Annotated in this window: 21 protein-coding genes; 14 read left to right on the top strand and 7 right to left on the bottom strand. The window is 36.9% G+C overall.

The features are described 5' to 3' along the window. Positions 1 to 7: 7 nt before the first annotated feature. The 6 genes from AC0IWT_RS05735 (at position 8) to AC0IWT_RS05710 (ending at position 6,193) form a co-directional block, all read left to right on the top strand. On the top strand, positions 8 to 1,120 hold the full coding sequence (locus AC0IWT_RS05735; protein WP_471796372.1) for an O-antigen ligase family protein: 1,113 nt from the start codon (positions 8 to 10) through the stop codon (positions 1,118 to 1,120). Between the two features lie 112 nt (positions 1,121 to 1,232). After that, positions 1,233 to 1,868, top strand: coding sequence for an acyltransferase (locus AC0IWT_RS05730; RefSeq protein WP_056872559.1), 636 nt, complete (start codon positions 1,233 to 1,235; stop codon positions 1,866 to 1,868). Then, a complete protein-coding gene (locus AC0IWT_RS05725; protein ID WP_056872560.1) occupies positions 1,868 to 2,647 on the top strand; it encodes a glycosyltransferase family 2 protein in 780 nt (259 codons plus the stop codon). Before AC0IWT_RS05730 ends, AC0IWT_RS05725 begins: the two co-directional genes overlap by 1 nt. A 10-nt stretch (positions 2,648 to 2,657) precedes the next feature. Next, positions 2,658 to 3,863: a glycosyltransferase gene (locus AC0IWT_RS05720; RefSeq protein ID WP_471796371.1), complete on the top strand. Its 1,206-nt coding sequence runs from the start codon at positions 2,658 to 2,660 to the stop codon at positions 3,861 to 3,863. A 3-nt stretch (positions 3,864 to 3,866) separates the two neighbouring features. Continuing rightward, positions 3,867 to 5,057 carry a glycosyltransferase gene (locus AC0IWT_RS05715; RefSeq protein ID WP_471796370.1) on the top strand — a complete coding sequence of 397 codons (1,191 nt, stop codon included), beginning with the start codon at positions 3,867 to 3,869 and terminating at the stop codon, positions 5,055 to 5,057. A 2-nt stretch (positions 5,058 to 5,059) separates the two neighbouring features. Continuing rightward, positions 5,060 to 6,193 carry a glycosyltransferase family 4 protein gene (locus tag AC0IWT_RS05710; RefSeq protein ID WP_471796369.1) on the top strand — a complete coding sequence of 378 codons (1,134 nt, stop codon included), beginning with the start codon at positions 5,060 to 5,062 and terminating at the stop codon, positions 6,191 to 6,193. Here AC0IWT_RS05710 and AC0IWT_RS05705 read toward each other — a convergent pair. Next, a complete protein-coding gene (locus tag AC0IWT_RS05705) occupies positions 6,190 to 7,014 on the bottom strand; it encodes a glycosyltransferase family 2 protein (protein ID WP_471796368.1) in 825 nt (274 codons plus the stop codon). The genes AC0IWT_RS05710 and AC0IWT_RS05705 overlap by 4 nt on opposite strands. Positions 7,015 to 7,625: 611 nt before the next feature. Here AC0IWT_RS05705 and AC0IWT_RS05700 point away from each other — a divergent pair. The 3 genes from AC0IWT_RS05700 (at position 7,626) to AC0IWT_RS05690 (ending at position 10,494) form a co-directional block, all read left to right on the top strand. Then, positions 7,626 to 8,987, top strand: a complete 1,362-nt coding sequence (locus AC0IWT_RS05700) for a lipopolysaccharide biosynthesis protein (protein ID WP_471796367.1) — start codon at positions 7,626 to 7,628, stop codon at positions 8,985 to 8,987. 54 nt (positions 8,988 to 9,041) lie between these two features. Then, the gene (locus AC0IWT_RS05695; RefSeq protein ID WP_471796366.1) at positions 9,042 to 9,923 is read left to right on the top strand and encodes a glycosyltransferase family 8 protein; all 882 of its coding nucleotides are present in this window, start codon (positions 9,042 to 9,044) and stop codon (positions 9,921 to 9,923) included. A gap of 133 nt (positions 9,924 to 10,056) precedes the next feature. Further along, a complete protein-coding gene (locus AC0IWT_RS05690) occupies positions 10,057 to 10,494 on the top strand; it encodes a hypothetical protein (protein ID WP_471796365.1) in 438 nt (145 codons plus the stop codon). Positions 10,495 to 10,595: 101 nt separating this feature from the next. Here the strand turns inward: AC0IWT_RS05690 and AC0IWT_RS05685 are convergent, their stop codons facing one another. After that, positions 10,596 to 11,900, bottom strand: a complete 1,305-nt coding sequence (locus tag AC0IWT_RS05685; protein WP_471796364.1) for a hypothetical protein — start codon at positions 11,898 to 11,900, stop codon at positions 10,596 to 10,598. Between the two features lie 459 nt (positions 11,901 to 12,359). Here AC0IWT_RS05685 and AC0IWT_RS05680 point away from each other — a divergent pair, with 459 nt between their 5' ends. Genes AC0IWT_RS05680 through AC0IWT_RS05670 form a run of 3 tightly spaced genes read left to right on the top strand, consistent with a single transcriptional unit; the run spans position 12,360 to position 15,640 of the window. Then, positions 12,360 to 12,932 (top strand): gluconate 2-dehydrogenase subunit 3 family protein, encoded by a 573-nt coding sequence (locus tag AC0IWT_RS05680; RefSeq protein WP_056872569.1) that lies wholly within the window; start codon positions 12,360 to 12,362, stop codon positions 12,930 to 12,932. 3 nt (positions 12,933 to 12,935) lie between these two features. After that, entirely contained in the window at positions 12,936 to 14,630 is a 1,695-nt protein-coding gene (locus AC0IWT_RS05675; RefSeq protein WP_471796363.1) for a GMC oxidoreductase, read from the top strand. Between the two features lie 20 nt (positions 14,631 to 14,650). Further along, complete coding sequence (locus tag AC0IWT_RS05670) at positions 14,651 to 15,640, top strand: hypothetical protein (RefSeq protein WP_056872571.1); 990 nt, start codon at positions 14,651 to 14,653, stop codon at positions 15,638 to 15,640. 129 nt (positions 15,641 to 15,769) lie between these two features. Here the strand turns inward: AC0IWT_RS05670 and AC0IWT_RS05665 are convergent, their stop codons facing one another. The 4 genes from AC0IWT_RS05665 to AC0IWT_RS05650 are packed head-to-tail and all read right to left on the bottom strand — an operon-like array spanning position 15,770 to position 19,390. Then, positions 15,770 to 16,198 (bottom strand): hypothetical protein, encoded by a 429-nt coding sequence (locus AC0IWT_RS05665; protein ID WP_471796362.1) that lies wholly within the window; start codon positions 16,196 to 16,198, stop codon positions 15,770 to 15,772. A gap of 2 nt (positions 16,199 to 16,200) precedes the next feature. Then, entirely contained in the window at positions 16,201 to 17,637 is a 1,437-nt protein-coding gene (locus AC0IWT_RS05660) for a GMC oxidoreductase (RefSeq protein ID WP_471796361.1), read from the bottom strand. Between the two features lie 5 nt (positions 17,638 to 17,642). Beyond that, positions 17,643 to 18,698 carry a UbiA prenyltransferase family protein gene (locus tag AC0IWT_RS05655; RefSeq protein ID WP_471796360.1) on the bottom strand — a complete coding sequence of 352 codons (1,056 nt, stop codon included), beginning with the start codon at positions 18,696 to 18,698 and terminating at the stop codon, positions 17,643 to 17,645. Then, the gene (locus tag AC0IWT_RS05650) at positions 18,695 to 19,390 is read right to left on the bottom strand and encodes an HAD family hydrolase (protein ID WP_162238751.1); all 696 of its coding nucleotides are present in this window, start codon (positions 19,388 to 19,390) and stop codon (positions 18,695 to 18,697) included. The genes AC0IWT_RS05655 and AC0IWT_RS05650 overlap by 4 nt, the downstream gene beginning before the upstream one ends. A 168-nt stretch (positions 19,391 to 19,558) precedes the next feature. Here AC0IWT_RS05650 and AC0IWT_RS05645 point away from each other — a divergent pair, with 168 nt between their 5' ends. Both AC0IWT_RS05645 and AC0IWT_RS05640 read left to right on the top strand, forming a co-directional pair. Next, positions 19,559 to 21,106, top strand: a complete 1,548-nt coding sequence (locus tag AC0IWT_RS05645; protein WP_471796359.1) for a hypothetical protein — start codon at positions 19,559 to 19,561, stop codon at positions 21,104 to 21,106. Between the two features lie 9 nt (positions 21,107 to 21,115). Further along, positions 21,116 to 21,961 (top strand): beta-1,6-N-acetylglucosaminyltransferase, encoded by an 846-nt coding sequence (locus AC0IWT_RS05640; protein ID WP_471796358.1) that lies wholly within the window; start codon positions 21,116 to 21,118, stop codon positions 21,959 to 21,961. Here the strand turns inward: AC0IWT_RS05640 and AC0IWT_RS05635 are convergent. Further along, positions 21,958 to 22,776: a methyltransferase, TIGR04325 family gene (locus AC0IWT_RS05635; protein WP_471796357.1), complete on the bottom strand. Its 819-nt coding sequence runs from the start codon at positions 22,774 to 22,776 to the stop codon at positions 21,958 to 21,960. The genes AC0IWT_RS05640 and AC0IWT_RS05635 overlap by 4 nt on opposite strands. Positions 22,777 to 22,778: the final 2 nt, after the last annotated feature.

Here is a 22,778-nt window from a genome sequence, read left to right as displayed (position 1 = left end):
GAAAAATTTGAACAACGACTTATTCTACCTTTTTCTTTTCTGGTTCGTTTTGAGTTTACTGGAAGTAGCAAACCCTGCTGGCGCAAATGTAATGGGCTGGCTCAAGGAAATACGATCGGCAGCAGAATATCCGATGCTTATCGTTATGCTCTATTTTATAATTTTTACTACCAATAAAGACTTAAATAATTTTCTAATAATTATTGTCGTGCTTTCTACAATTGCTGCCCTAGATGGAGTCAAACAGCTTCATATTGGCTTATCACGGGGTGATAATGCCTTCTTGAATAGCGGTGGAGCTCAAACTCATATTCTCTTTGGCAGGCTCAGGGTGTTTTCTTTCTATTCGGAGGCTGCACAATTTGGCGCATCTCAGGCGCATATGTGCCTTGTCGCTTTGGTTTTGGCCCTTGGCCCAATAAAGAAAAAGATAAAAATATTATTATTTATCTGTTCAGGTTTAATGTTTTATGGAATGCTGATATCAGGAACCAGGGGTGCTTTATTTGCATTGGTGCCGGGCGCATTCTTAGCCATCATATTAAGTAAAAAATTCAAAGTTTTAATTTTCGGGGGAGCTGTAGCCGTGTTATTCCTGTGTGTTTTAAAATTTACGTATCTAGGCAATGGTAACTATCAGATATACCGATTGCGCTCGGCCTTAAATCCTGACGATCCTTCACTGAAAGTGAGAATGGTTTCTCAACAGAAACTAAAGGACTATATGAGTGGAATGCCATTCGGAGGAGGATTGGGTGTAATTGGTGCCAATGGCATGGAATACAATCGAGATAAATTCTTATCTAAAATCCAGCCTGATAGCTATTGGGTTAAAATTTGGGCGATGTATGGCATATTTGGTTTCACAATCTGGATTAGCATGAACATGTACATTCTTGGCAAATGTTGCGGAATTGTATGGCGAATTAAGGATGAGGGGTTGAAAATAAAAGGTATAGCACTTACTTCGGGATTTGGTGGAATTTTATTTTGTAGTTATGGGAATGAGGTAATCAATACCATGCCTTCTGCAATTATAGTTTGTGCATCGCTTGTATTTGTGTATATAATGCCGAAATTGGATAAAGAATTGTCAGATAATAAAATTTTGATAGAGTAAATTATGCCTTGGGAAATCTTTTCAATACCTGCTTTAATTTTTTTTGCCTTTGGCTTCTTTAAGGAAATTTCTCGTACTAAAGAAAATGAAGATGAAAACTAGTTTATAAAAAATGTCAATCATCACGAAAATAAAGTCAAATCCCAAATTGAAAAGCCTGGCGCTTTCAATGCTTATTCCAACCAATGAGCATAGACCGCGTTTATGGGTAAGGCTATTTTTAAATCCGTTTAAGCACAAAAGAGGATCCGGATCTATTATACGCAGTCGTACAAGACTGGATGTTTTTCCGTTTAATCAGTTTGTGTTAGGCAAAAAGTCTGTTATAGAAGATTTTGCAACTATCAATAACGGCGTAGGGGATGTGATTATTGGCGACGGAACAATGATTGGTATAGGGAATGTGATTATCGGGCCAGTTAATATTGGTAATAATGTAATGTTGGCACAAAATATTGTAATTTCCGGTTTGAATCACAATTATGAGAATGTTACCATTTCACCGGCACATCAGAATGTAAGCTGCAAAGAGATCCATATTTCCGACGACGTATGGATTGGTTCAAATAGTGTAATCACTGCCGGTGTCACACTCGGTAAACATTGTATCATTGGTGCAGGGAGTGTTGTTACTAAATCAGTACCTGATTTTGCTGTTGCTGTTGGGAACCCAGCAAAAGTTATTAAGAAATACAATCAGACTTCCGGATTATGGGAAAAGTTTTTACCTCAAGTAACTAAGGATTAATGACAGCACAAGCACAATATTTTTCAGATATCACTTTAATGATTACCCATTACAATCGTAGCAGGTCATTAGAGCGGTTGCTGGCTGAGTTAAAGAAAGCCAACTGCAAATTTAATGACATTGTTGTATCAGACGACAGCAGTACCCCTGAACATCTGGAATATATCGAGAGTTTGCATCAGGCCTATGATTTTAGACTAGTCACTGGGCCGGTTAACAAGGGGCTCGGCAATAACCTTAACAAAGGTCAGGATGCTGTCAAAACGCCATTCACATTGTACATTCAGGAAGATTTTATCCCATTACAGGGCTTCGCAAAGCATTTGGAAAATGGGCATGCTTTGTTAAAAGGAAACGAAAGCTTTGACATGGTTAGGTTTTACGCTTACAACAAATACCCTTACTTAAAATATTATAAGCATGGTTTCTCAGAAATGCTTTTCAAATGGTGGTACCCGGGCCTCGATAAGTTCGCTTACTATAGTGATCACCCTCATCTCAGACGTAGTAATTTTGCTGACAAGTTCGGTCGATATCTGGAAGGTACCTCTGGCGATAAAACTGAATTTACGATGATGATGTCTTTTATCAAAAGAGGAGGCAAAGCGTTCTTTTATGATGAACATAAGTCTGTTTTAGAACAGGTAAATTCCAGCTCAGAGCCTAGTACAATGACACGGGATGTATGGCGGAACAGTGATAACTTTTTTATAAAGCAAATCAGGACTGTTTACAGGTATTTTAACTGTTATATGGGTTTGTACCTGCGAAAAGTTTAGCTAGAATAACATGTACGAAACCTTACGCGGACGAGATATTATTGTAGTGGGACAGCAACCCTGGGATACAGAAATAGGCAGCAACTGTAAAAATATAGCCTTAGAATTCAGTAAAAACAATAGAGTTCTGTATGTCAACTCTCCGCTTGATAGGATCACGCTGTACAGAAACAAAGGTGAAGTAAAAACCAAAAGAAGGATTGATATAATAAAGGGCGAAGCAGATGGCTTAATCGAAATTCAGGAAAATTTATGGAATTTTTATCCGGATTGTATGGTTGAGTCCATCAACTGGATCCCGAATACATCAATATTCAACTTGCTTAATCTGTTGAATAATCAAAAACTGGCAAAATCTATAGCGAAAGCCATATCAAGGCTTCAATTTAAAGACTTTATTCTTTTCAATGATAATGAAATGTTTAAGGGCTATTATCTTAATGATCTTTTAAAGCCCAAAACGAGTATTTATTATTCCAGAGACTACATGATTGCAGTTGATTATTGGAAAAAACATGGTGAGACATTGGAACCTAGGCTCATTGCAAAAAATAGCCTTTGCGTAGCAAATTCAACCTTCCTTGCCGATTACTGCGCTAAATTCAATCCAAACTCGTTTTATGTAGGGCAGGGCTGCGAGCTAGAAATATTTTTTCCAAACGAGCAAAATGTGGTAGCTGGTGATTTACTAAATTTAAAGAAACCAATTATCGGTTATGTTGGCGCCCTGCAGAGCATTCGGTTAGACAAAGATATTCTAGAACATATTGCCAGCTCTAAACCGGAATGGACTATTGTTTTGGTTGGGCCTGAAGATGAGATTTTTAAAAGCAGTAATTTGCATAAATACCCGAACGTCGTATTCACAGGTATGAAACCCGTAAATACCTTGCCAGATTACATTAATGCTTTTGACGTCTGTATAAATCCTCAGCTTATCAACCTTGTTACAATTGGTAACTATCCCCGCAAAATAGATGAATATTTAGCAGTTGGTAAGCCAGTAGTTGCCACTGCAACTAAGGCAATGGAAACCTTCTCAGAATTCGTCTACCTTGCAGATAAAAAAGAAGATTATGTTACTTTAATTGAAAAGGCTTTGCGTGAGAATTCTTTCAATCTTCAATCCGAAAGACGCAGTTTCGCGTTGGAACATACCTGGGAAAATAGTGTGGGTGCCATTTATAGTGCAATTAAAACCGTCGAACAAGAATAGTATATGGCTAATTTTATTTCATCTTTATTCATAGTCATCCAAATAATAATTGGGTTTAATCTCTTCTTTCCGTTGTTTTTGTACATACTCCACTTTTTCAAGGGCAGGCCAACATCAGTCTCGCCAGTGGGGCAGGAGAACGATTATGCTATAATTGTAACTGCATACGAACAAACAGTATTATTACCTGCCGTTGTCAATTCAATTTTAAGTCTAAATTATAGCAATTACATTGTGTATGTCGTCGCGGATAAATGTGATATAAGCAATTTGAAGTTTGATGATGATCGTGTTGTGTTATTAAGACCAACAGAAACTTTAGCAAGCAATACAAAATCACACTTTCATGCAGTGAGCAATTTCCAACGGAATCATCAGTATATAACAATTATTGATAGTGATAACCTGGTAGATGCAGAATATTTAAACGAACTAAACATTTTCTTTGCTCAGCACTACCTTGGAGTTCAAGGCGTTAGAAGAGCAAAAAATTTAAACACTGCCTATGCCTGTTTAGACGAAGCAGGTGATATTTACTATAGGTTTATCGACCGGAAACTATTATTTGATGCCGGTTCGTCTGCTTCGCTTGCCGGCTCTGGTATGGCTTTTACCACTTCATTTTACCGTGAATGCTTAGAACATCTAAATATAGAAGGTGCTGGCTTTGATAAGGTGTTGCAAATGGAAATCCTAAATCGTGGCGAACGCATTGCTTTTGCTGAAAAAGCAATTGTTTATGATGAAAAAACGTCCAAATCGGATCAGCTCGTAAAGCAGCGGGCAAGATGGATAAATACATGGTTTAAATATGCTGGAAAAGGGTTAAAACTTACCTTAACTGGTATGTTAAAACTAAACTGGAATCAATTCTTGTGTGGCTTAATTTTTTCAAGACCACCACTTTTTATAATTGGAGGACTGACATTTTTGAGCATCATCGCTGATCTAATGTTTATGCCGGAGATGTTGCTGTTTTGGCTAATCAGTCTACTAAGCTTCTTCCTGGTGTTCTTTATAGCATTAAATTATTTCAAAGCGCCTAAAATCATTTATACATCGTTAATGAAGGTTCCGGTTTTTATTTTCCTTCAAATGATTTCACTCTTTAAAGCTCGAAAAGCTAATAAAATCTCTACTGCTACAGTGCATTACTACGATAGCAATATCGACGATATAAATAAAAACAATTAAACATGAGCGTTCAAAAAATAAAGATTTTACATGCCATAAGGCAAGGCAAAATTGGTGGTGGTGAAACTCATGTCCTAAATCTTGTAGAGCAACTTAATAAGCAAAAATACGAGTCTTTAATTTTATCTTTCACCGAGGGGCCGATGGTCGAAAAATTGAAGGCAGAAGGTTACAAAACTTATGTAGTAAACACAGAAACACCTTTCGATTTCAGGGTTTGGAAAAAAGTTAGAAAGATAGTTGATAATGAAAAGATTAATCTGATTCATGCTCATGGAACCAGGGCGAACTCGAACACTTTTTCAAGTGCTAAATCACTGAAGATACCTTTAATTTATACGGTACACGGCTGGTCTTTTCATCCTGACCAGGGCCAGGTTATTAAAACAATAAGAACACTCAGCGAAAGGTTTTTAGTTAATGTTGCTGACAAAACGATCTGTGTTTCAGAAAGCAATTTAAGAGAGGGTAGAAGCAAATTTCCGATGCCGAATGCCTCCGTTATACTAAATGGAATTAACCGGTTGAAGTTTGATCCCGATAAAAATTACAAAAATATAAGAGAGGAATTTGATATTAAGAAAGATGACATTGTTGTTGGTTATATTGCCAGAATTACCCATCAAAAATCACCACTTACTTTTATAAACGCAATTTTCGAAACAAAAGCGCCGGAAAATGTTAAGTTTCTTATAGTTGGAGATGGCGAGTTAAAACCGGAGATGTTAGACCTGGCCAAGGAGCTAAATTTGAAAAACATCATTTTTATTGATTTTAGAGAAGATATTCCTGACATACTAAATGCAATAGATATATTTTGTCTACCCTCATTGTGGGAGGGTTTGCCAATTGCCTTGCTGGAAGCAATGTCGATGCGAAAAGCCATTATCGCTTCCAATATCGATGGGATAAGTGATTTGATTGCTCCAGATGAGAATGGAATTCTTGTCCCGCCTGGAAATGTCAAGCTCCTGTCAGAAGCACTAAATCTGCTAATAGGCAATGCTTCACTAGCAAGTAAATTTGGTTTGAAAGCTGAGCAAACAATCAAGGAACAATTCAATGTAGAAGTGATGACCAGAAAAATTGAGTCAGTTTACGAAGACTTATTGGGAAATTTTAAAAATAAGGGCTAGCTTGTTTTTTTTACGTGATTGAAGTTGAAATACTTTATAAAGCGGTCGAAAGTTGATTTGTAAATTCCGCCGTCAGCGATAATCCTTCTGTCGCCCGTCCATACGATAGCGCTGTTTTCAGTAACCCAATGCAACTTTCCATATCCTGCTTTGCGCAATTTCATTGCCAGCCATCCGTCTTCATTTGTGCCTTCGGGGTGTGTAAAACCATCAACACTCACACATTGTGCCCGTCTGCAGGCGGAATTAAATCCATAGACGTTTAAAGCTTCTTCCTTGTAGTGCTTGTTCACTAACCTGTTGAAGTCTGATAGGTGTTCATAGAAAAAATATAAAAGTCTTGGTGTATTTTCTGGAATAAATGAAAATTTTCCATAAGTGAGCGCAACTCCATTATTTCTAATTAATGGAGCTATCATCTCGTCGATCCAGCATTTAGGGTATATCGTATCCGCATCGGCGTTCATCACATATATTCCTTTAGCCACAGCCAAGCCTGCATTTCTTGCAACGGTTATACCCTGCCTGCTTTCGTTTACGCAAGTTACACCACATAATCCAATCAGCTCTTCTGTTCTATCCTTGGAATTGTTGTTCACGACGATAACTTCAATGCTGTACTGTGTTGTGGTTTCCGACAAAGAATAAAGCGTTTTTAAAATATTTTCCTCCTCATTGTAAGCGGGTATAACTATCGAAATTAACGGTGAAGAAGATATTTTTCGCTTAAAATTATTCGCAATGTTCGGAATCTCATTCATGAGTAATTCCTTTTTCTTATTAATTTTAGATACGTTTTTCGGGATAAATAGAGGTCTCATGAAGTGATTAGGTAATTGAAATTTTTTGAACTGCTAATAGAATTAAGTGCGTTTTTGGTTTCAAATCGCTTAGGTGCAATAAAAACATAAAGGGTTAATTGTTGCTAGATTATTTAACAGTTGATGAAATTATTTTTAGATATAAAAAGCGTAACAATTTTAGTTGGTAGATTTTGCAACCACCTTAGTTTGTTTTTAAATGTAAAAACCAAATGAGCTTCTGTTCCTAGAAATAAGAAAAATGCAACAATCGAATTTCCGAGTCTGTTAGTTGGCATAGGTAATATAAAAATGATGAATAACTACGTACAAGGCCACAAAGCCTCTAATAGCTTCAAGTTTAATAATCTTCATTAAGGATAAATTAATCGAACGCTAATACTTTTCGACCAACAAAGGTCGCTAAAAAATATTTTTAAGTAAGATATTTGCATTAAAGTTATAAATATTTTGGGAACGAACTGTTTCTTTACAAGTTTTGAACTTATTAAAGTTATATTTAATAACTTTGCGCTTATTGGAAAATCCCATTTAAACTGTTTTTAAAAAGAAGAACAACTTTCATTTTTAACTGTATCAAACCTAATTAAATACCTGTAATATAACGCTTAATGTCCTTCGTAAAAAAAATTCTTAGTTCCTTTAAGAATATGCATTTTCAATCGCTAGTCGCGAATGGATTAATGTCTGTATTTGGAATGATAACTTTATCAATTGTATATCGTTCACTCAAAGTAACTGATATTGGCGTTTATATTTTTTTCCTTAGCATTATTGGGTTAATAGATAACTTAAGGGCCGGATTTTTAACCGTTACCATAATCAAATTTTTTTCCGGTACATCTACCGAAAGGGGAAGAGAGGTTGCAGGTTCGGCATGGCTGCTTTCGGCTATTATCGCAGTTATTTTTTTTATCGTAAATATTCCAACCTATTTTATATCCAAAACTGTTAGCGATCAAGGCTTAGCGCTGATACTGAAATACTTTGCACTCATCTCTTTAGTAACTTTACCATGTTTTATGGCCGATTGCATTGTACAAGCCAAAAAAAGATTCGACCGGATGTTGTGGTTAAGGATATTTAACCAGGGGTCATATACACTACTTGTTTTTACCCTAGCATCCTTACATAAACTTAATTTAACCACGTTACTATATACTTACATTGCCTCAAACTTATTTGCCAGTATAATGGTGATTATTTTAAGGTGGACCATGATGGGTACTATCTTTAAAGCGAAAAGAGATACCGTTTGGGAGTTATTCCATTTCGGTAAATACAGTATGGGGACAAACATCAGTTCAAATTTATTTGGCGTAACAAACACATTCATCATCAATTTTCTAATTGGCCCTGCTGCACTGGCTATGTATAATTTGGGTGGTAAATTGATGCAGATTGTAGAGATCCCGTTGTTAAGTTTTGTTACGAGTGGTATGCCAATGCTATCAAGTAATTACAATAATGGCGAAAAGGAAGGTATGATTTATACATTAAAGAAACTGGTTGGGATGCTTACCGTCGTTTTAGTTCCAGTAGTCATTATATCACTTATTTTTGCTGAACCAATAATTCATTTGTTAGGTGGTAAAAATTACGTTGCGAATGAAGCACCAAACCTTTTTAGAATATTTATTGTGATTGCATTATTATATCCCGCCGACAGATTTTTCGCAATCGGGGTTGATGTAATACACAGGCCTAAAATTAACTTTTATAAGATCATTATTATGTCTTTGAGCAATATTGTCGCAATATTTATTGGAGTTTGGATTTACCACTCCATTTATTCTATTGCTTTTGCATCAGTAATACCGATAATTGTTGCCATTTACATGACCTACAAACCTTTAAATGATTATTATAATTTTAATTTTTTAAGCATTTATAAGGTTGGTTTTCAGGAACTAGTCCTCCTGTACAAGTTACAGAAAAATAAATTTTTCAGCACCTCGAAAAATATGTTGTAATTGTAGTTAAATTATAGATATTTAAAAAACTTTTGCGTTTTACATAAAATCCCCATGAGTAAAGAAAACATCTCAATTGTTGTAGCCAGTGATAACCATTACGCAATACTAATTGCCGCGTTGTTAAAATCTATCGACCTAAATCATAAAACACCGGAGCATATAGATTTCCATATCATTGATGACGGAATATCAAAAAGTTTCAGAAAAAAGCTTGAATCGATCGTAGACCCTGCACGCGTAACCATCAAGTGGTTTTTAAGCAAAGCAATTGTGCCATCACATATCACCATCCCTGTAGATAATTCGGCATTTCCATTAACCGCTTACATGCGGGTATTTTCGCCCTATGTAATCGACGAAGATGTAGAGAAATTAATTTACCTTGATGTTGACACAATTGTTCAAGACGATATCTCTAAATTATGGAATGTATCCTTAGGTGAATATACCGTTGCAGCTGCGCAAGATGTTGGTAAAACAGTAGACTGCGAGTGGGGCGGGATCGCCAATTATGCTGAGCTCGGCCTTACGGCAGATACTAAATATTTCAATTCAGGAGTTTTGGTAATAAACCCAAAGAAGTGGAAAGTAGAGGGCATTTCGGAAAAAGTGATTGATGCCTTGCGGATTCACAAAAAGTATGTTCAGTTAGCTGATCAATATGGTTTAAACGTCGTACTCGCCAATAAATGGCTGCAACTTGATCCAAAATGGAACTGGTTTGCTTTCAATGAGAATGACAGTCCATCATTAGTTCACTTCTTAGATATTAAACCGATCTTTAATACCTACAATTCGAAGCCAGTATATAAAGATGAATTCTTCAGGTACTTGGCTTTAACACCATGGAAAAATTTTAAACCGATAAGTGGCAACAACCGATACATACGAAAGATTTTTAATAAATTGAAAAAGATGCTCCTTAAGATCTGATTAAACAAGATCCACTTATTTTTTGGAACAAACGCAACACTGCTACTTAAGTCATAAGCCTCGAATCACAAGAGGATCATTACACTAAGCCCAATAGGGCTTAGTGTGATTGTTTGTCAACTGCGCAACGGTTTTGATTGACATTGTCAATATCAGGGGCGAGCGAAAAGTATTGTATGAAAACTTTAACGTTCTAAGGGATTTCAACTCCAATGAAGCAGCGCCACTGAACAACACCTTGTTTGTGGTAGCGGTTGCATCCATAGATCGGCTAACCTGGCTGGTTAAGGTGGTGATCCCAGAAATCAGCCCGGACGTGCAACCGAATAAGCCAAAAGGCGCTACCCATTACAAAATTACTGCAGGTGCTGCATTAGTTATTCTTGATGATGCAGTAGGAATAGAGACAATTGTGACCAGTGAGTCCGATGCATTTCCCAACAACAGTGCCACTCCAGGCTTCACGTTGAACAACACCCTGGCGCCAAACGCACTGGCACCTATTCTATTGGTGTTTGACGTGAGCTTCTATCAGGAGGTTAACTCCGGCTACTATTCACTAAACAACTGAGCTTTTAATTGCTTAAGTGTAACTGCAATTAGCATGGCCTAAAAGGCCCGCAGGCATGAGGTGCTAACTTCAATTGTAAATTGTTTGGAAGAACTCACTACCTACAGCAATGCACCTATACCTGTTATCTTTGAAAGAAAGCTTTCCAGATCGGTTACCGCATCTTGCTGTGAGGCAACATACTTGTTGTTTTGTTCCAATGTTATCTTGGTGTCGCTCATATTATTGATCATGTTTGCAATAGGCAACCCGTTGTGATAGAGTTCGAACCCAAGGTTATTATAATATTGGAGTGTACCTCCATAATTGTAAAGATCTAAAATTTCCCCTTCCCAGTCTTTTGATGTATTCATCCGGCCGACTGTATTGTTGTAAACTTTGGCATTAACATAGGTCGTTTTACCAGGATAGATATTCCTATCGAATCCCTGAATTTCGAAGCCCCCGTATTTTCTGGTGTTGTAACAAATGTTATCATAAATCTCGACTGTTACTGGACTAGACCCACGGGAATAAACCCACATCCTTATTGCATTACCTTGATAGTTCGTTAATTTGTTATGATGAAACGTTCCATTTCCTTGCATGTAGAAAACACCATTGTGATTATTGTTTGACATGTTGACATTGTTAACAACATTGTGGTGTACATTATAATCCTGAATATTGCCGAATACGCATAGTGCACCAGCATTGGTGTTTTGGAACTGGTTGTAAGCTATCTCTACATCTTTGAATAAGCCCATATCCTGAGAATTATCTTTATTTAGGGAGCCATTAAATACAATTGCACCTGTATTATCAAATAAACAGTTAATAACTTTGAACCGCTCATTTCTTGTATTTTCTCCGCCGTCGTAGGCCAAGTCGCCATTACTTCTTTCCCCTGCAATGCAATAATCGGCAACATTCCTAAAGCTTAAGCTTTTTAAGGTTACACCAAAAATTCTTTTGTTCATTTTTATGGCCCTAAAAGGGATATTCTCGAACGAAAAGCCATACTTGATGCCTATATCATTGTCTCCAGATATGGAAACATTTATAATGTTGTCTGTCTCTAACCCATCGGTAATCACAACCTGGCCATTGTTTTTAATGTTGATTGGAGCATCTAATGTTCCAGAGAGGTTTTTGATGTAAATAGTTTTATAAGTGCCTGCTTTAATTCTAACTAATTTAATACGAGTGAAATCAAGGCTGGCGCCATCAATAGTAAGATTTCCACTGCCTGTGCCAACTTCATAAGCCGGTATTACTGCCGTGGGGGTCGTAGAAGTTGGGGGCGTAATTGGAATAATAGGAGCAACGGCAATTTGCTCTGGAGCATTATCATTTTTCTTGCAGGAACTCATCCCAATAAGTGTGCACAAGAAGATTTTAGAATACATTCTTAGGTTTCTTTTCATTAATTAAACTCGTAGCGCTTTAGGTAAATTTGTTTAACTTCTCTAACGACAATATTATGTATAAATACATATAAACTTTCTAAATTGAAAATCGCAATTATGCTAAGTATATGGAAAAGCGGGCTTATGAGTGCCGGTTAGCAGTATTCCTGTGAACTCTTTTTTAAAATTGTTTCGTGAAAAGTAATTTTATGACTATTATATGACAATTTGAAAAGCTGCCTTGGAAGCCTTCTAATCGTATAAATTAAACCGTAAATGATTTGTGTATCACATTTCTTACCAAGTTTTGTATGACTAGTCATTCAATACACTCAATTTTAGGATGAATTCAATTCATTAAGTAAGTCTATTTAAACCTTATCAAAACATCAGTCCAGTCGAACAATTTCTTAACGTATTTATACATTCAGATACTACGCTTATTTTCATATATTAGCGACAAAATTGTATTTGTTGATGAACAGGAGGTCGTATCTTAAAAGTTTAGCTTTCATTGGAATTGTTGCATCTTCTATTTCAGGTTATAAGTGGTATAAACTTAACAAATCAATCAATTTGCAAAGTTTAAAGGAAAAGGAGATGCTTATAGCAGAAATTGCGGAGCTGATAATTCCACAAACTGAAACGCCGGGAGCAAAGTCAGCCGGTGTGCATAAATATATTATCGATGTTATAACAAATTGTACGACTAAAAATGTTCAGAATCACTTCGTTGATGGTCTGAATGATTTTGAACAATTTTCCACATCGAATTACGGTAAACCATTTTTGGAACTTACTGCTAAAGAAAAGGGAAGTATTGTACAGCACTTTTCTGATAATGCAAATTATCGTTATCCCATCCTAAATAAAATCAATAATAAGTTTTTTGGTGAAAGTTTTTTTTCAAAGTTTAGGAACCTTACTATAGAAGGCTATTGCGGCTCGAGATTGGGTGCGACAGAGGGTCTTGCATACGATTACATACCAGGAACTTTCAAAGCCTGTATTTCAATTCAAGCTAACCAGAAATCCTGGGCTACTAAATAAGTTATGTTCATTAACAGCAATATAGATGGAGGGACCTACGATGCCATCGTAATCGGTTCTGGAATTAGTGGTGGATGGGCAGCTATGGAGCTTTGCAAGAAGGGATTGAAAACCTTGTTACTGGAAAGAGGACGTGATGTAAAGCATATCGTTGATTATCCCACAGCAACGCTTAATCCCTGGGATTTTAAATTTGGTATGAACAACACCATCGCCGATAATAAATCAGATCCTGTTCAAAGCGGCGCATATAATCCAGGTTCAAAGCATTTCTATATTAGAGATGCAGATCAACCCTATATTCAAGATAAACCCTTTAACTGGTTTCGCGGAAATCAAGTTGGTGGCCGTTCTTTAACCTGGGGCAGGCAATGTTATCGTCTGAGTGATCTCGATTTCGAAGCCAATATAAAGGAAAGCGTTGCAGTAGATTGGCCAGTTCGATATAAGGATTTAGCGCCTTGGTATAGTTATGTAGAATCTCATATCGGCGTAAGTGGACAGCGTGAAAACCTAAAGCACCTGCCCGATGGTGAGTTTTTAAGTCCAATGGAACTCAATTGTATTGAGAAACACCTGGCACAAAGCATAAAAAAAAATGATCAAAACAGATTGCTCACGATTGCAAGAGTGGCCAATTTGACAAGGGGGTGGGATAGCCGTGGGCCTTGTCAAAATCGTAATCTGTGTGAACGGGGATGTCCCTTCGGTGGTTATTTCAGTAGCAATAGTTCAACAATCCCTGCAGCAATGGCTACTGGGAACTTAACTTTGAGGCCACATTCAATTGTTACCGAAGTGCTTTACGACGAGCAGAAGAAAAAAGCTAAAGGGGTAAGAATTATAGACGCCTTAACCAATGAGGTTTTAGAATTCAATTCCAAGATTGTTTTTATAAATGCATCTACAATAGCCACAGCTTCCATTCTTCTCAATTCAACCTCAAACAGATTTCCCAACGGCCTTGGCAATGATAGTGAACAAGTTGGCCATAATTTAATGGATCACCATTCATCAGCCGGAGCAAGCGGCGCACATGATGGCTATTCGGATTTGTATTATAAAGGGAGAAGACCTTGTGGTTTTTTGATTCCCAGATTCAGAAACCTGTCTGATTCCGAAAGTCACGCTTTCAAACGAGGTTACAACATACAAGGACACGGAGAACGCGAAGAATGGGGTGATAAGTCGGGGCATCTAACCGGAATTGGGAAGGATTTCAAAGACAAGTTAACCACTCCTGGGGCCTGGACCGTCTGGATGGCTGGCTGGGGCGAGTGTTTGCCGTACTATGAGAATATGGTATCCCTTGATAATTCGACTAAAGACAAATGGGGACAACCACTTATTAAAATTAATTTTTCGTTTAAGAACAATGAAAGCGATATGATGAATGATATCAAAGAAACCTCTGTGCAAATGCTCGAGCAGGCTGGTTTCAGAAATGTAATTGGTTTTAATTACAATAAACCGGGGGGGGCTACAGTGCATGAAATGGGAACTGCTAGGATGGGCAGAGACGCTAAAACTTCTGTGTTGAATGCCTACAACCAAATGCACAATGTATCAAACGTTTTTATATCTGATGGGAGCTTCATGACTTCTTCAGCCTGCCAAAATCCGTCGTTAACTTATATGGCATTTACCGCGAGAGCTTGTGCTTATGCTGTAAATGAGCTCAAAAAAGGAAAGATTTAATTGCACTAAAATACGATTGAATGAATCAAAAGAATTTGGTGTTGCTTGCCTACGGTCGTGAAACGGAATATTATAGAGCAATATTTTGTGTTTTGAGCTTCATTGCATGGGTTGATGATCCGAAACGCGTCCGTATTATTATTTATACCGATAAACCTGCCTCCTTCGAGCCCTATTTAAAAGGGCTGGAAATAACGTATTACCTGTTAACGCCCGAATTACTTGAAGATATGCTTGCGGGCACTGGCTTTCTCCACAGAAGAAAAGTTGCGGTAATCGATTTAACTTTCAAAAATTTTCCAGAGAGTGATCTTTTATTTGTTGATTCTGATACCTTCTTTATAGCAAATCCGAAAGCAATCCTGAATGGATTTGCGCCTGGAAAAAGTTTTATGCATAAAAGGGAATATGATTTTAAGACTGGCCTCGAATTATTTAGTTCCTTCAAGCAAGGCGACTATACAGAGGCGTTTATAAAGTTCATAACCAGTAGGTCGTTTAAAATCGGAGGCATTGTTGAGAACTTCACCGAAACTGATTATAGCTGGAATTCTGGCGTTTTGGGTTTGAATAAGGGATTTTGTAAACTGATGCCAGATGTATTTATACTGACTGACCGATTTTATTCCAATTCGAAATGGTTTGTTAGTGAGCAGCTCGCTTTTTCGTTAATACTCCAGAAGCGAACAGAAATCAGGGCGACAGATGAATTTATTCTGCATTATTGGGGGAACAGACAAAAAATACTTGTGGATAATTTAATTCGTAATTTTCTCCTGGACACCAGAATTGAAACAATACAGGAAGAAAGCCGAATAAAATCAACCATCGCAACTTTTAAAAAAAAGGTGAGTATAGATGTTGTAATGGAACAAATCGAGATCGCACTTAAAGCTAATGATAAGGCATACGTGGCGAAAAAAATAGCGCTCCTAATTTTAAAAAACCCTTTTAGTCGGTACGCTTACATACAAATCCTCGAAGCGTTAAGAATCAGTTTCTCATCGTAAAATAACTTACGTTGCTGAAACGGGCTGTCCAATTTATGGGCCTGATTTACCTACTCGGTTTTTAGACGCTTTTAGTTAATAAGTAGTAACACATAGTATTGTTTATTTCAAGCATCAACCTATCTATGGCTAATTATTTACACCAATTTTAGGAAGCAATATATACGAATATGGATTGGCTATCGGGCTCTTGTAAGGATCGAAGATTCCAATGTAATTTACCGGCTTTGACACATCCATCTGATTTAGGAAAAAATCAGTTGATAGCAGGTAATAGCGCAAGAGGTCATTAATGTTGTTGGAGTTGTTCGAGTCACTCCTGCTATAATATAAAACTTTCCATTTTACATTAGCCATCACATTATTTGATCCATTCTTAAAATAATCCTTAATGTAATTACTTACTCCTGCTTTATCTAATTTCAAGTAGGATAGTTCTTTTTCGATGAGCCTGGCTGCGTACCTTTTAATACCAGGCGATACAAAATAAAGCGAAGGGGGGATGGTAACCATGCCAACCAATACGCCAGATAACAACAAAAAGCTTCGTCTTTCCATATTTAAAACATTTTATCGGCAGCGAATAAAGATAAAGCTGACAGCGTTAAGCTCGGGTTGGCGGCACTGTAGGTAGTGAATGAACCAGCGCCCAGCACAAACACATTTCTATATTTATGATGTACGAGATGTTTATCTACAACGCCTGTTTCTGCATTTGCCGACATTCTCGTTCCGCCGATAATATGCCCTTCGTTTGGAAACGGATCGAGATATTTTAAGCGTTCAACCGGCAGGCATGATAAAATTTCAGGCAACTGTTTTTTGGCGTTAGCGAAAGCCTTTTCAGCATAATCCGAACGGCCTTCATAATGTACTGCCGGTTTCAGTTTGTTTGCAGATGTTGTGATGTAATTTTTATCTTCAGGCAAATCTTCAAACACCAAACGAAAACTGGCGATATTGAGCCATTTGTCTTTTTCAAAACGGATAAATGGTGCGTTATTAACTTCAATTAAACAGGCTGCATAATCTTTTCTGTGTTTTCCATCGTAGAGCATGTAGCCATTTGCATTTACCCAGGTACTTCCGCCGGCATTGCTTAAATTATCCAGATAAATAAGGACCTGAATACCCAATTGTTCGCCAAATCCTTTACCTGTGAATTTATTTGTATCACCAGAGTTTAATAAAATATTAGTGTTAAAAAATGGATTTGCTCCGAGTGCAATGACATCTCCTTCCACGCTAAAATCTTTATCATCTTTCACGTAGCAAACTTTTCTGGCTACACCATTAAGGGTTTCCAGTTTATAAACCTGTGCGCCGTAAACAATTTCCACCTGCGGGTTCTGGTAAACCGTCATACCTGAGTTTTCAATGCTGAATTTTGCGTCCACCGGGCATGTTCCGCAAGTGCTTGATGCCATGCAGGCATTTCTATTTGCCGTTGCTCTGCTTGCTCTCGCGGTGGGTTGACTTATGTACTGATTTCCATATTTCTTGTTCAGGATTTCATCAACCTTAGTAAATTTGTGCGCCGGAAGCGGATACTTGCCCTTCTTCGGAAATGGTGTGGCATCTGGGCCTGAGATTTGCATAATTTCTTCCGCTTCATCGTAATATGGCTCAATGTCATCATAAGAGATTGGCCAATCCTGAGCAACGCCAAAAAGGGACTGCATTTTAAAATCAGAGGGCATAAACCTCGGGGTGCAGCCCCACCAGCAGTTCGAACTGCCACCATAACCGGTGGTAAAATGCCAATCTTTTCTAGGGTTAAAATTTTCTACAAGCGAATCCCATTTTGGTTCGTACTTAACATCTGGTGCACTTTCGCCTCTTCTAACCTTAAGTTTTTCTGCATGGCTATAGAAATACCCCCGCTCCAAAACCAAAATTTTTTTATTCCCTTTACTTTTAGCCAGATATTTTTGGAGAAAGAATGACGAAGCAAAACCAGTTCCCACAACAATCAAATCATATTTATCGTTTTTCATCCGTATTAAGAATCGTAATTGTAATTGTTCGCGTTATTTAAAAACCAGTGTAACCAGGGTATTTCAACAAACATTAAAACACAAAGTAGTGCTGTAAAAAGTGCGAGGTAAAGCATAAACCATTTTCTGGTATATAGTTTTTCCGAGCCCTGCACGGGTGAATCATCTAACAGGCCTATTTTGAGGTACCAGGAGAACAACAAGGCAAAAAATGGGAAACTCACTAAAAGTTCAATTCTATCTTTAATCAGAAAGATGCCCATAAAAAAGGCACAGGTGATTGCATAAAAAAACATCGAAACCAGCAAGCTGTTTTCATTGTAAAACCGAAATGATTTGCGGTACAAGCCTGCCAACTTTGCATTATCGATTAGCCTGTATTCGGCAAATCTTTTTGTAGCCATTAAAAATGCGCCTCCCATCCAATAAGCGATAATGATACTGACGGGAGGGAAGGTGTTGATCCAGTTTAAATCCCATTTACTGCTTGGAATACCCAAAGCAGGACTAAATATAAACCATCCGGCTGCAAACCGGATTGGATTGTTTACCGATTCGCTTAAAACATCAAGAAAGACCCGATCTTTACTTCTAAACGGTTTTACATTATAGATAACCCCCATTATCAATAAAAATGTAGCTACCGACAAGAACTTTATAGATACAAAGCTTGAAAGAGCGATGCCAATAAGCGCCAAAAATGCATATTCTGCATATACAATTTTTGGGTTTATCATCGTTACAACAGAAGATCGCCTCCGCTTTAAGGGGTGAAACTTATCAAAACCGGCATCTAAATATTCATTTATAACATAGTTAGCAGATGCGATTAGGCATATGCTAATAACGCCTAACACAATTTTCGTAATTAGCACAGAATTAAATGGCGTATGAAAGATGGAGAACGCGAAGAGCATCCCTGGAACCATAAAAAGATTTTTCACCCAATTATCTGGCCGTGCAATGGCAATATATTGTTTGATACCTGCACGTCGGAGTTCAGTTTCAGTGGTTTCTTCCGGCGCGTCTGGATCTTGTGGGAATGTAATTTTATCAATCATACCGTGCATGGCTTAAAAACATTAAGCACTTGTTTTGAGAGGTTTTCAAATAGGGAATTATTTATAGTTTCTTCATCCACCAGCAAAAATGGCATGCCTGCAGCTTTAGCGCATTCGCCGTCCAGTTCCAACCGGTCGCCAATAAACAAAGAATTATTCTTATCGCGAACACCCATTTCATTAAGAATAAAATTTAAGCCATCAGGATTGGGTTTGAACGCATTGATATTGGCATCTGTAGAACTAACGTATAAGTCGGCCTTTAGTTCCATGGCTTTCATTTTTTCTATCGAATCGTAATCAGAATATATCGCTATGCGAATATTTTTTTCGGCAAGTGTTTTAAAAAGAAGGTGTATGCCGGGGTAGCAACATGCCTTTAAAAATTGATTGGGATAATTAAATATCCATTTATCAACAACTTCTTTAATTAAATCAATAGATTGATTCGTTTTTTGGCTACACCAAAGGTATTGCTGCTCATTTAGATCCTGCCCTTTAAACCCTTTGTTTTTTTCTCTCTGTTTTCGGAAATGGTAGAGAATAAATAATTCGTTAATCTTCCATGGATGATAAACAAAGTATTTCAGTAAGGAGAATAGCATTTTTTTTCGGAGAAGGCTTTGATTATATAAAGTACCATCAACATCAAAAATTACTAGCTCTAAATTATTTAGAGAGATATTATGCACAGGATAGATTTATTTGTGTAAAATTATTAAAAATTCCGATATTGCATAAAATCCCGACTGACTATTTGCATGCCATTTCCATTAAAAAGTACTCTGAAAGATAAATTCAGTTATTATTTATTTTTATTGATTATAATTTCAGGAGTATTTTTAAGAATATACCAATATGTGCTGAACAGATCCTTGTGGTTAGACGAAGGATATCTGGCGTCGAGTTTACTTAGGTTTGATTATCTGGAGCTGATAACCAGACCTCTCGATTATCAGCAAAAAGCCCCAATTGGATTTTTATTGATTGTAAAACTATTCCTCAATATTTTTAGTGATAAAGAGTACGGATTAAGAATTGTGCCGCTACTATCGGGTTTACTATCAATTCTAATATTTATTCCCGTAACAAAATATTTTTTAAAACCCACAGGCATGTTAGTTGCTTTGGCCGTTTTATGCATATCGCCAGCTTTTGTTTACCACTCTGTAGAGATTAAGCAATATTCAACTGAATTATTATGCTCGATCTTATGCTTCTACATGTTCATCAAATTTAGGAAACTAAAAAATTTGAAAGAATTAATTTTCTGGAGCTTAGGCGGTGCAGTTATACTTTGGTTTTCTTTTTCGGCAATCTTTATATTAGGCGGCATCGGTTTAGGTTTAATGCTTTATTACCTGTTAACTAAACAATTTAATATTTTTTCTAAAAGCTTTATTCCATTTATTTCATGGCTGATAAGTTTTATTTTACTATTCTTTTTAATTATTAAAAAGACACCAGATGCCGAATGGGTAGTGAATTGGTTTAGATTTTATGGAGATTTTATGCCCTTACCTCCAAGGTCTATGTCTGATTTGAAATGGTTTTTTACAAGCTTTTACCGAATGTTGGATTATCCCTTAGGTTTGTTATGGAACTTTTTTGAATCGGGAACACAGACCAGTTCTTACGCTCCATTTGTTAAGATGCCGTTCTTACCATTTATTCTGCTGGGAGCGGGTACTTATCTCTGTCTAAAGCAGTCAGTCCAAAACTTTAATGTGTTAATGTTTCCCTTTTTACTGGTACTGCTGGCATCTGGCCTGGAATTGTATCCATTAACAGAAAGATTTTGGCTGTTTTTAACGCCGATATTTCTGATTTTGATTGGCATTGGCTTAGACGGCTTAAATGAAAAGATGTCAGTATCAGTTAAGTCTTTCAAAATCGTTATTGTAGTTCTATTATTAGTATCACCGATCATTCAGTCTTTTCAATCTGTCGCGGATAGCGCAACATTTTATAAGCATAAAAAATCGTATCAAAAAGAATCGTTTGACATGGTAAATAAGGCTTATAAAGCTGGTGATGTGGTATATGTGTATTGGAATGAATTGCCGGGATTTAAGGTTTACGCCAGCCTAAAAAACTATAAATTTAAGGCAATTGAAGGACGGGATTTTAGATGGAGCGCATCCAATCTAAATGACTACAACACTAAATTGGTTCAGGATTTCGGAAAAATCAAACATAGTAAAAGAGTTTGGGTTATCTTTAACAATAAGTTCTTATCAAACGTGGGTGATCCAATTAGTAGGCCGGCATGGTACTATAAAAATGTTAATCTTCCAGCAGCAAATTTACGAACAGAATTATCCAAGATGGGGAAGATTGTAAAAGCATCAACAACAGCTGATGTTAGCGTTTATCTCTGTCAAATTACAAACCAACCCTTTAATTAATCCTTAATAATGCGTGTTGCTCATATTATAATGGTTCATAAAAATCCGACGCAGTTGCTGCGTTTGGTCAATCGTTTAAAACACCCCGGATTTGACATCTATATACACCTGGATAAAAAGGTTGATGCTTCGGAATTTAGATTTTTGCAAGGTTTGCCGCAAATATATTTTATAAAACAACGTATAAGTTGCACCTGGGCCGGCTGGAGTTTCACACGAGCAATTGTTCAATCGCTTAAAGAAGTTATTGCCACTAAAAATCAATACGATTTTGTAAATTTGCTTAGTGGTCAGGATTATCCAATCTACTCGGCTAATGAAACTTACAAGTTCTTCGCGGATAAAGTTGGACAAAATTTTATGCACATAGAGAAAAAAGAATCCGTTTGGTACAAGGAAGCGCTGAGCAGATTCGAAAAGTTCCACTTTACTGATTCAGGCTTTAAAGGTAAATATCTATTACAAACTGTAATTAATTCGATTGTACGAAAAAGACAGTTGCCGGACGGTATGCATTTCTATGGCGGCAGCAAATCTTCCTGGTGGACAATTACTTACGATGCGGCCGCTTATGTTGTTAATGAGCTCGATATGAACTCAAAACTGCATAACTTTTTTAAATATACCTGGGGTTCTGACGAATTTGTAATCGCGACAATTATAATGAATTCTGATCATAGTAAGCACACCAATTCAGACAACCTTCGTTATATAGATTGGTCTGAAGGCAATGCTAATCCCAAATTTTTAAGCATAAAAGATTTAAGTGAAATTTTAAATTCTAATATGATTTTTGCCAGAAAATTTGATGTCGATTCCGATTCAGCTGTTTTAGATGAACTGGATAAATATTAATCTTTTTTCAGTTTCCAAAATGACCCTTGGTAACGAAATGGTTTAAAATTTATGTAGTATTTTTGACTTTCTGAAATAAAATCGAACTCAAGTTCGTAATCTTTATTTAGTTGGTTTTCCAGCTTATTTTTTCCGAAAAAGGTGCAAGGGTAGGAGGCTTCAATTCCATAAAATACAGGCGGAACTTTTTGAATCGTTATTCTATCCTCTTCACTATCATTATAACCAACCAAATCGAGCATAAGATATGGTATGTTGAACGTTTGCAAATGACCTAATAAATTGTAAGGATTTCTAATGTATTGCAATGTACTGGAGAGCAGCAAAATATCAGGATGCTTACCATCGGCAAGACATTCTTCCATGGTGTAGTAAAATTTTACATGGTCGTTTTCGAAGGATTTTTTACCGATCTCCACGTAATTGGCTTGCTCTACAATGCACCAGTTTAGTTCAGTTAAATGGGATAAATATTTGATGCATTGATAGTAAGATGTACCTAGTGACCCACCAAAATCTACCAGAGTCAATTTGTTTGCGTTTCTACCCGCAACTAAAAGTAATATGCTTAATAAGGTGTGATTAATTTGAACTTCATCGTAAATGATTCCATCTCGTTCATACACAGCCTCTCCGTCTCGTACTTTACCCGTTGTGTATACAATTCTATTTAATATATGATTTTCATCGTAACCCTTACAGTGTTTTGTTGCATCGTCAAACGATTTAAAATTTCCTTTCCAGCCGTATTGGAAGCTAAACCAACGTAAAGTATTTAATACGGGCGGAGCGAATTCTTTTATTAAATAATGCATCG

It is taken from the genome of Pedobacter sp. AC464 (assembly GCF_979253075.1).
This window is presented reverse-complemented; position numbering and strand designations above follow the sequence as displayed.